This is a genomic window from Arthrobacter sp. H41 (assembly GCF_000520535.1).
GTDB lineage: Bacteria > Actinomycetota > Actinomycetes > Actinomycetales > Micrococcaceae > Arthrobacter_D.
The window spans coordinates 41,403-42,425 of record NZ_KI914800.1 but is presented as its reverse complement, the minus strand read 5'-3'; the positions used below and the strand labels follow the sequence as shown (position 1 = coordinate 42,425).

The 1,023-nt window shown below is 70.6% G+C and carries 2 pseudogenes; both read right to left on the bottom strand.

Going from position 1 to position 1,023, the window contains the following annotated elements:
- Positions 1-329, bottom strand: a pseudogene (locus Y705_RS23200) (nicotinate phosphoribosyltransferase); the annotation flags it as partial.
- Positions 278-1,023, bottom strand: a pseudogene (locus Y705_RS23195) (hypothetical protein); the annotation flags it as partial. The pseudogenes Y705_RS23200 and Y705_RS23195, both read right to left, overlap by 52 nt.

Here is a 1,023-nt window from a genome sequence, read left to right as displayed (position 1 = left end):
TCGACGGGCGGCGTCCCGACGCCGAGCACCTCGGCGGTGGCCCTGCCGTTGCCGTCGAGCCGGCGGAGCGCGTATTTCCGTCCGCCCACGGAGGCCTTGTTCTTCGCTGCCTTCGCCACCGAGACGAACCGGCCGCCGTCGTCCTGGCGGCTCACAAGCTTGTAGACCAGGCCGGCGGTCGGGGCGCCGGACCCGGTGACCAGCGACGTTCCTACCCCGTAGGAGTCGACCGGCGCTGACGCCAGGAGCCCGATCGCGAACTCGTCGAGGTCGGAGGTCACCACGATCTTCGTGCTGGAGTTGCCGAGGTCGTCGAGCAGTTCCCGCACCCAGCGCGCCTGCGCCACGAGGTCGCCGGAGTCCAGTCGCACGGCGCCGAGTTCGGGACCAGCGACGTCGACGGCGGTGCGGACTCCCTGCTCGACGTCGTACGTGTCGACGAGCAGGGAGGTTCCCTTGCCCAGGGAGGCGACCTGCGCCTCGAAGGCCTCCCGCTCGCTGTCATGGAGGAGGGTGAAGGAGTGTGCGGCCGTGCCCACCGTGGGAACGCCGTACCGGCGGTGCCGTCGAGCCGGCGGAGCGCGTATTTCCGTCCGCCCACGGAGGCCTTGTTCTTCGCTGCCTTCGCCACCGAGACGAACCGGCCGCCGTCGTCCTGGCGGCTCACAAGCTTGTAGACCAGGCCGGCGGTCGGGGCGCCGGACCCGGTGACCAGCGACGTTCCTACCCCGTAGGAGTCGACCGGCGCTGACGCCAGGAGCCCGATCGCGAACTCGTCGAGGTCGGAGGTCACCACGATCTTCGTGCTGGAGTTGCCGAGGTCGTCGAGCAGTTCCCGCACCCAGCGCGCCTGCGCCACGAGGTCGCCGGAGTCCAGTCGCACGGCGCCGAGTTCGGGACCAGCGACGTCGACGGCGGTGCGGACTCCCTGCTCGACGTCGTACGTGTCGACGAGCAGGGAGGTTCCCTTGCCCAGGGAGGCGACCTGCGCCTCGAAGGCCTCCCGCTCGCTGTCATGGAGGA